General features: G+C 28.9%; 15 protein-coding genes and 1 pseudogene. 15 read left to right on the top strand and 1 reads right to left on the bottom strand.

Annotation, left to right across the window (positions count from 1 at the left end; all coding sequences use genetic code 11):
- From K324_RS16240 to K324_RS0109045, 8 genes are all read left to right on the top strand, one after another.
- The coding region (locus K324_RS16240; protein ID WP_026748867.1) for a S24/S26 family peptidase at window positions 1-198 on the top strand (198 nt) is incomplete at its 5' end.
- Between the two features lie 97 nt (window positions 199-295).
- Entirely contained in the window at window positions 296-682 is a 387-nt protein-coding gene (locus K324_RS0109075) for a hypothetical protein (RefSeq protein ID WP_026748866.1), read from the top strand.
- A gap of 8 nt (window positions 683-690) precedes the next feature.
- Window positions 691-1,140, top strand: coding sequence for a hypothetical protein (locus K324_RS0109070; RefSeq protein WP_156906986.1), 450 nt, complete (start codon window positions 691-693; stop codon window positions 1,138-1,140).
- Between the two features lie 14 nt (window positions 1,141-1,154).
- Complete coding sequence (locus tag K324_RS0109065) at window positions 1,155-1,532, top strand: protein-export chaperone SecB (protein WP_026748864.1); 378 nt, start codon at window positions 1,155-1,157, stop codon at window positions 1,530-1,532.
- Window positions 1,533-1,599: 67 nt separating this feature from the next.
- Window positions 1,600-1,785, top strand: a complete 186-nt coding sequence (locus K324_RS14695) for an excalibur calcium-binding domain-containing protein (protein WP_036095424.1) — start codon at window positions 1,600-1,602, stop codon at window positions 1,783-1,785.
- Window positions 1,786-1,895: 110 nt separating this feature from the next.
- The gene (locus tag K324_RS15815; protein ID WP_051354433.1) at window positions 1,896-2,858 is read left to right on the top strand and encodes a DUF4352 domain-containing protein; all 963 of its coding nucleotides are present in this window, start codon (window positions 1,896-1,898) and stop codon (window positions 2,856-2,858) included.
- 95 nt (window positions 2,859-2,953) lie between these two features.
- Window positions 2,954-3,145 carry a hypothetical protein gene (locus tag K324_RS0109050; protein ID WP_026748863.1) on the top strand — a complete coding sequence of 64 codons (192 nt, stop codon included), beginning with the start codon at window positions 2,954-2,956 and terminating at the stop codon, window positions 3,143-3,145.
- 57 nt (window positions 3,146-3,202) lie between these two features.
- On the top strand, window positions 3,203-3,430 hold the full coding sequence (locus K324_RS0109045) for a hypothetical protein (RefSeq protein WP_026748862.1): 228 nt from the start codon (window positions 3,203-3,205) through the stop codon (window positions 3,428-3,430).
- Here K324_RS0109045 and K324_RS0109040 read toward each other — a convergent pair.
- Window positions 3,423-3,662: a hypothetical protein gene (locus tag K324_RS0109040; protein WP_006803865.1), complete on the bottom strand. Its 240-nt coding sequence runs from the start codon at window positions 3,660-3,662 to the stop codon at window positions 3,423-3,425. The genes K324_RS0109045 and K324_RS0109040 overlap by 8 nt on opposite strands.
- A gap of 97 nt (window positions 3,663-3,759) precedes the next feature.
- Between K324_RS0109040 and K324_RS0109035 the strand changes: the two genes are divergently transcribed.
- The 7 genes and pseudogenes from K324_RS0109035 (at window position 3,760) to K324_RS0109000 (ending at window position 7,353) form a co-directional block, all read left to right on the top strand.
- Window positions 3,760-4,017, top strand: a complete 258-nt coding sequence (locus K324_RS0109035) for a hypothetical protein (RefSeq protein WP_026748861.1) — start codon at window positions 3,760-3,762, stop codon at window positions 4,015-4,017.
- Between the two features lie 133 nt (window positions 4,018-4,150).
- On the top strand, window positions 4,151-4,378 hold the full coding sequence (locus tag K324_RS0109030) for a hypothetical protein (protein ID WP_026748860.1): 228 nt from the start codon (window positions 4,151-4,153) through the stop codon (window positions 4,376-4,378).
- Between the two features lie 112 nt (window positions 4,379-4,490).
- Entirely contained in the window at window positions 4,491-5,282 is a 792-nt protein-coding gene (locus tag K324_RS0109025) for a helix-turn-helix domain-containing protein (protein WP_026748859.1), read from the top strand.
- Window positions 5,194-5,955 (top strand): P-loop NTPase family protein, encoded by a 762-nt coding sequence (locus K324_RS0109020; protein WP_051354432.1) that lies wholly within the window; start codon window positions 5,194-5,196, stop codon window positions 5,953-5,955. The genes K324_RS0109025 and K324_RS0109020 overlap by 89 nt, the downstream gene beginning before the upstream one ends.
- Window positions 5,956-5,963: 8 nt before the next feature.
- Window positions 5,964-6,953 (top strand): annotated as a pseudogene (gene dcm, locus K324_RS14685) (DNA (cytosine-5-)-methyltransferase).
- A gap of 8 nt (window positions 6,954-6,961) precedes the next feature.
- Window positions 6,962-7,135 carry a hypothetical protein gene (locus K324_RS15810; RefSeq protein WP_156906985.1) on the top strand — a complete coding sequence of 58 codons (174 nt, stop codon included), beginning with the start codon at window positions 6,962-6,964 and terminating at the stop codon, window positions 7,133-7,135.
- Window positions 7,132-7,353 carry a hypothetical protein gene (locus K324_RS0109000; RefSeq protein ID WP_026748856.1) on the top strand — a complete coding sequence of 74 codons (222 nt, stop codon included), beginning with the start codon at window positions 7,132-7,134 and terminating at the stop codon, window positions 7,351-7,353. Before K324_RS15810 ends, K324_RS0109000 begins: the two co-directional genes overlap by 4 nt.
- Window positions 7,354-7,475: the final 122 nt, after the last annotated feature.

Raw genomic sequence — 7,475 nt, 5'->3', positions numbered from 1 at the left:
GAGGCATTAATTTATCAAGAGGATTCCAAATATTTAAAAAGAGTTTTTTTTGAAGAAGGGACAGGGAATTTGATACTAAAATCTTATAATCCAGCCTATGCCGATTACGTAATTCCTAATCACGAACTCGATAGAGTAGAGTGTAAAGGGACTATAAGTATGGTTATAAGTATGAGGAATAAAAAATTTATGTTTTAGGAACAAAAAAGCATTGATGAGGTTGGCGGAGTTGAGAAGTAGATTTGAAAACAGGTGAATCAGAATAAAAAATATGTTATAATATGGGAGCTTGAAAATGAGTTTATTGAAAAAATCAGAACAAAATTTTGAAATTTCTGAGTTTGCAGAAAAGAAACAGTATTATGATGTTGCTACTAGCAGATTATATTATAGTTGTTTTCAAAAAGTTCTTTATTTTTTTGAAAAAAAGGGATTAAATATAGAAAACGAAGTAAAAAAACAAGAGGGTAGTCATAATTCAACTATTAAATTAATGAAAAATTATATAAATTTATTTCATAGCAGTTATATAGCTGCTATAGCTCATTTGGAAGATTTGAAAAGAAGTAGAACAATAGCAGATTACGATAAAAAAATTATTAAAAAAAGCGATTATAAAGAGCTAAAAGAAAATTTTTTGGAAATAGACGAAGTTTTAAACGAACTTTTAAATGAAGGTTGAGGATGAAAATGAAAAACAAAATAGAACAATTTAAAACTATTGTAAAAAGTGAAATATCAGATATTGATATTGGATATAAAAAATTTGAAGACGGTTATATTCAGATTTATTATTATTCTGAAATTGACAAGAAAATATTGTTTGAAGTTTTAGGAAAGGCATTAAAATCAGTTTTTTATAACGATGGGATATTTAATATAGGTTTAAGAAAAATAAGTAAAGAACGGATAAAAGAGTATTTTCCTGAAAAGAATGAGATTTTAAATTTTTATACTGCATTAGAATTCGAAGAAATTTTAAACACGCTTTCAAAAACTTTTAAAAAAAATATAGCATTAAATTATACAAATACGTATTTTGTAATTAATAAATACAATAACGTGAAATTAAATAAACATTCAAAATTAAATAAAACCAAATATAATAAACCTAATATAATCTATAGTAATTTTAGTTAAAGCATGGAGGGAAAATGGATAAAATAACATTAACAAATTATTTTGTGAGTGAAGTTTCAATGAAACATTTAACGGATATTCAAGAAAAGAAAGATGGTAAAATAAATTTGAGTGTTGGTTCAAATGAAGAAGTGGGAAAAGTAAAACTAGGAATTGAAATATCAGATGAATATAAAGAAATAAAAATATCTATTGTTGGTGATTTTGAACTTTTAGATGGTTTGGGCGAGCAACAAAGGAAAGAGCTATTAGTTACAGCTGGAGCAGAAATGCTATATGAATATGTGAAATCTTATGTTGCAAGTATGACTATGTTCGATAAAATTCCCGTGATGGTTAATTTGCCAGATGTTGATTTTAAAAAAATGTATGAAGATAATAACAAAAAATAGTGATACACAATGAATTTAAGCAGGGTTAATTTTGGTTTAAAAATATAAAAAAACGGAGGAAACCAAAATGAAAAAAATTTTTATGATTTTGACATTAGTATTTGTTAGTGTTAACACATTTTCAGAAACGTTGTATTTCAAAAACTGTAAAGAAGCACGTGCGAAAGGGTATAAAAATATTAAGAAAGGTGAACCTGGATATGCTAAACATTTAGATAGAGATAAAGATGGTATAGCCTGTGAAAGCAAATAAATTTAACATAGAGTTGTTTCATAATTGAAATGGCTCTTTTTTAATACTTTTATTTTTCTTTGAAATATGCTATAATTTAATAAATTATAAAATAGAAAGCGAGGAAAAGAATGAAAAAAATATTATTAGTTTTAGCAATGATGTTATTTGTATTCAGTTGCGGAACACCGCAAGCACAGAAAGATTTAGAAAGTGTATTAAAGGCACTTCAAACTGGAGATGCAAAAAAGATAAAGGAGTTGAATCCTAATTCGGAAATGTCGGCAAACGATGAAACTGTAAAAATTTTCTTAAGCGGATACAAAAAAATGAGTTACAAAATCAAGAAAACAAAAGTGGAAGGAGATAAAGCAATTGTAAATCTTGATATAAAAGCTCCTGATCTGAGTTCTTATTTTCCAGAATTTATGCAACAAGGAATGGCATTAGCTTTTTCAAATTTTGGAAAAAGTGAAGAAGAAATGAAAAAACTTGGAGAAGAATTTACAACAAAATATTTTGAGGAAAAATTAAAGTCAAAAGATTTGAAGTTTAATGAGAAAAATATAGATGTTGTGTTGAAAAAGAACGGTAAAAATTGGCAAGTTGATGGACAAGATGAAAAAAACAAAGAACTTTTTGAAATAATTACCTTTGGTTTTTCAAAATTAGCTGAAAATATGAATGGAACATCTGAACAAAAACAACCTACTAAATATTTTAAAAAAGGCGAAAGAGGAGTTGTAAATTTAACAGCACAAACTGTAACAGATGTTAAAGTTGTTGAAAAAGGCGAATATTCGCAGCCTAAAGAAGGAAATGAATATGTAGTTGTAAAACTTACTAAAGAAAATATTTCAAATAATATTGTGCAAGGCGGAGGATTAGATTATTATCAAATTGAAACAAAAGATAAAAAATTAATCAAACCAGAAGCAGGCGTTGTTGAATTTGGAGAATTTAATTTTGATGATATACCAGTCGGAAACAAAGTTGATCAAACAATTGTCTTTGAAGTTCCAAAAGGGCAAGCAGGAACTTTTAATATAATAGAAAACGGGCATAAACTGGCTGTATACGATATAGGATTATAAAAAAATAAAAGGAAGCTGTAAAAGGCTTCTTTTTTGTTAAATTTTTGTTGACTTTTTTCTACAAATAAATTATAATAATTTTGAGGTGGTGAAAAATGAATTTTAAAGATGTAAGAAAATTGATGATAGAAAAAGATGTGAAATACAAAGATATGGTGGGAAAGGTGCCTGATACTAGAGGTGGTTTTTACAATACAAAAGCTGGATTGATAAGAGCTTTTAAGTATTCAAAAAATAAATCCGAAAATTGTGATAGAGCAGTTGATTTTTTAATGCAATTCAAGTAGAAAAAAGTATACAAAATAAAGAATAAAATACAAAAAGAAAAGGAAGGAGGTGCAGGGATGGGAGAAGAAGAAATATCATATGTGCAAGGTAGAAAAATAAATGTAAAGAAAGTTGTAGCTGCATTTGAAAATCTAAAAGGATTAACGGAAGAGGAATTTGAAGAAATTGTAGATATGTATAGACATTATTTTAAAAAAAGAAATAAAGAAATCACCCGCAATCTTGAATCGAAAGCGGATGAAATATTTAATCAAACTTTAGAGTATTATAAAAACCTTATTTAGTTTCTACAATTTGAATTAAAGTGGCACTTATTGTATATATTTTGTCTTTATGATGAATGTGAACAGTTGGAATATGTCTAAAACTATCTTCCACAAAGTCTTGTTTATTGTGAATATCTGTGCCATTTATCCAATTTCGTGGACTGAAAAGATTTTCCAAATACCCAATTTGATAATCATCTTCAGTAAGTTCAGTCCATTGTCCAAGTAGACAAGCATAAACTTTATACATAATTATAAACCTCCCTTCTTCTTGATAATTTGTTTTGGCGAATAAATTATAGCACAAAGCGGAGGATTATAAAATGAGAAAAGGAAGGAGGTGTGAGATGAAATATAAAATAGACAAATCTAATTTTATATTCATATTGTGTGCTTACCAAGCATTTAAAGTAATAAAAAACGGAGTAAATATTCAAAATATATTAATAAGCATTGGCTATATAACAGTTGCTGTAATATATTTCAAATATGAAGATAAAATAAAAAAGGCAATATATGAAATACTACCTTTTTTAATATTTTATACCTTACTTGGACTTCTTTTTGAAAGTTTTTTCGTAACCCTTTTTGAACAAATAAAATAAAAATAATTTTGTTGCATCAAATAAATTTTTAGGAATAAGCATAATAATACCTCCTTTCTTGTGTATTTAATTTTATTTGGCGATATTATTATAACTCAAAAGGAGGTAAAAATGAAATAAGGGAGGTGGGAAAATGGAAATAATTATTATGGGAACATTGGCAATATGGTTTGCTGTATGCCTTATTATGGAACTTTTTTGCAGTGAAAATTTGAAAAAGGAAAATGATAAATTATGGAAAATGGTGTTCAAGCTTGAAACTCACATTATGATGCTGGAGCTTGAAGAAGAAAATGAAAAGAAGGTTGAAAAAGAACAGGTAAAAACGTTTAAATATAAGAATTATAAAGTTAAAAAATAAACGAAAAAAGCACTCCGAAAAGTGCTTGAAAAGAAATTTATGAAATACTACATATTGTGTTTATTATAGCATAAAAATGTGAAAAATACAATATGTAGGGAGAGGGAAAATAATGCGAGATATAAGAAAAAGAGGTTGGTTTTGGATAGAAAACGAACTTATAGACAGAACAGATTTATCGTTTGAAGTAAAATCAATGTATATGATCCTAGCCAGATTTGCAGATAGTGAAGGGAAATGTTTTCCAAGCATAGAAAAGTTAGCTGAAATAATCGGAAAAGATAAAAGAACTGTTATCAGATATATTAAAAAACTGGAAGAAAAAGGATTGGTTGAAAAACAAAGAAGATTTAATCAGACAAATATTTATTATTTAAAAAATGCTGATTCTAATAGTGACAAAATTGATAATGACAAAAATGATAGTGACAAGGTTGTCACTTCCCTAGATGACACAGGTGTCACTTCCGATAGTGACAAAAATGTAAATCTAAAAAAACCTATAGAAAAATACCCAATTAAAAATACCCAATATAAAGAAAAATATAAAAAAGAAAAATTGAATAATATTGAGTGTTATGTAATCTCATTGGAAAAAGATGAGAACTATAAGCAGTTACTCTTTAAATTTATAAAATATCGTAAGGAAATAAGGAAATCACTAAAAACAATAAGCCCACTAAAAGCTCTTATAAAAGAATTTCCGCTATATAGCGACTTAAAAGAAGCCTTAGAGATAATGGAAACAAGGGAATGGAGAACAGTAACAGCTGAATGGGTAGAAAATTACAAAAACAGTTTAGGAGGAAATAACAATGGCAATAGCAAATCTTGGGGAAATAGCAGCCAAAAAGTTGCAGACAAGCACAACGTCAAAGTTGACAGAACAAACGACGGCTGGTAATAAATCATATATGGCAGAAACTGTAACTAGAAGCGAGTTTAAAAAATCAAATAGAGTTTCAGATATTCCACTTTTCAAAAAAATATCTAAAGTTGAAGATGACGAAATTGATAATAGATTTAAAAATTCTAAAATCGTAAACGAAAAAGAAAAAGAATTTAGAAAATCATTTTATAACTTCTGCAAAAACTTTGAACACATAAAAGGCACTGGTTCAGGGATATATATGTCAGGGGATGAAGGAACAGGCAAAACATATTATACTAACTGCATTTATCACAAACTTTGCGATAAATACGTGGTTTATAAAACATCATTGCAGGCACTTTTGGATGAAGAAGCAGATAATTTTAAAAATCCGAATGTCAATAAAAATTTTGTTTTAGATAGATTTGAAAGGGCTGATTTAGTTATTTTTGATGATTTAGGAAACGAAATGGTTTCAGACTGGATGAAACAGGAACTTTATAAGTTTTTTAGTTACTTATGTAAGAACAGAATATCGTTTATCATAAACACAAATTTAAACGATGATCAACTAAAGGATTTTATGAGAATAAACGGAAGTGCAAAACTATTTAGTCGAATACGCGGAAGATGTAAATATTATAAATTTGAATGGGAAGATAGGCGGATAGACGAGTGTAAGGAAATTTGGGATAAATATTATTAGGAGGATAAATGCGAAAAATCAAAGTCATAGAACTTTTTGCAGGAGTCGGAAGTCAGGCGATGGCATTGAGGAATATCGGAATCGATTATGAAGTTATAGGAATTTCTGAAATAGATAAGTTCGCTATTAAAAGCTATGAAGCAATTCACGGCAAAATCCACAACTTTGGAGATATATCAAAAATGGAGGAGTTGCCGTACTGTGACTTACTTACATACTCTTTTCCATGCCAAGATTTGAGCATTGCCGGACATCGAAAAGGAATAAGCAAAGATACAAGAAGTGGATTACTCTTGGAAGTTGAAAGGTTGCTTCTTAAAACTAAGGAAAATGGAATATTGCCAAAGCATTTGCTATTAGAGAATGTCAAGAATTTGGTAGGCAAGAAGTTCATCAAAGATTTTGAAAGATGGCTGAATTTTCTAAACAGTCTAGGATACTACAGCAACTGGGAAGTGTTGAATGCCCGTGATTACTCTATACCTCAAAACCGTGAAAGAGTTTTTGTTGTTTCCTCGCTTGAGAATATCCATTATGTTTTTCCTAAAAAGCAAGAGCTAAAAATCAAAATGAAAGACTTGCTGGAGGAACATGTTCCGGGAAAATATTATTTGTCAGAAAAGTATCTAAAAAGTTTTTTAGATATGACAAATAGAAATGGATTTATCAGATGAGAAAAATTTAATCCCCAGAAATCAGAAGATTGCAGCATAGCATTTGCAATAACAACAAAAGCAGGGCAAAGGGCAACCGATAATTTTATCAAAACAGGAGAAAAAATAAGAAAACTAACTCCTTTGGAAGTTTGGCGTTTAATGGGATTTAGTGATAATGATTATTATGCCGCAAAGTCTGTGGGAATTTCGGATACGCAATTATACAAGCAGGCAGGAAACAGCATAGTGGTAACAGTTTTGGAAGCTATATTTAGAAACTTGTTTTTCAAGAAGCACAGAAGAAAACAAGGAATTATAGCAGAACAAATTAGAATATTTTAGGAGGACGAATGAAAACAGTAGGAATAAATGATCTAGTAAAAAGAAACAAACAAATCTTAAAAAGAAGAAAGGTTATTGAAAAGAAATTAAAAGAGTTGCAACAAGAAGACAGCGAACTTCTGCAGGAGTTGGAACGAAATAACAACTTCTTTGCAAAGCGAGGAATGGAACAGATTAAATGAAAATAAAACTCATTTGTATAAGGATAGACAACAACGAACTGAAAACAACTGACAAAGATGAATGGCTTAAATTCATAAAAAGACATCGTGGAAAAGTTAAAAGCATAGAGCAATTTAACTGGGAGATTCCTGAAAATAAATTGCAGAAGGCTTTGGAGTATTCGTTTGATGAATTGTATAAATTTAAGCAAAAAGAGGACAGGAGGGAAAAGGATTGATAAAATTGGAATTATCCGTAATGCCACCATCTGTAAATACATTGTGGGTAAATAAGAATAAAGGGCGGTACAAATCGAAAAGGGGCAAGGAGTTTGAAGAAATAGCCAAGTATGAATTAAAA

The sequence above is a fragment of the Leptotrichia trevisanii DSM 22070 genome, assembly GCF_000482505.1.
Classification (GTDB): Bacteria; Fusobacteriota; Fusobacteriia; order Fusobacteriales; family Leptotrichiaceae; genus Leptotrichia; species Leptotrichia trevisanii.
This window is presented reverse-complemented; position numbering and strand designations above follow the sequence as displayed.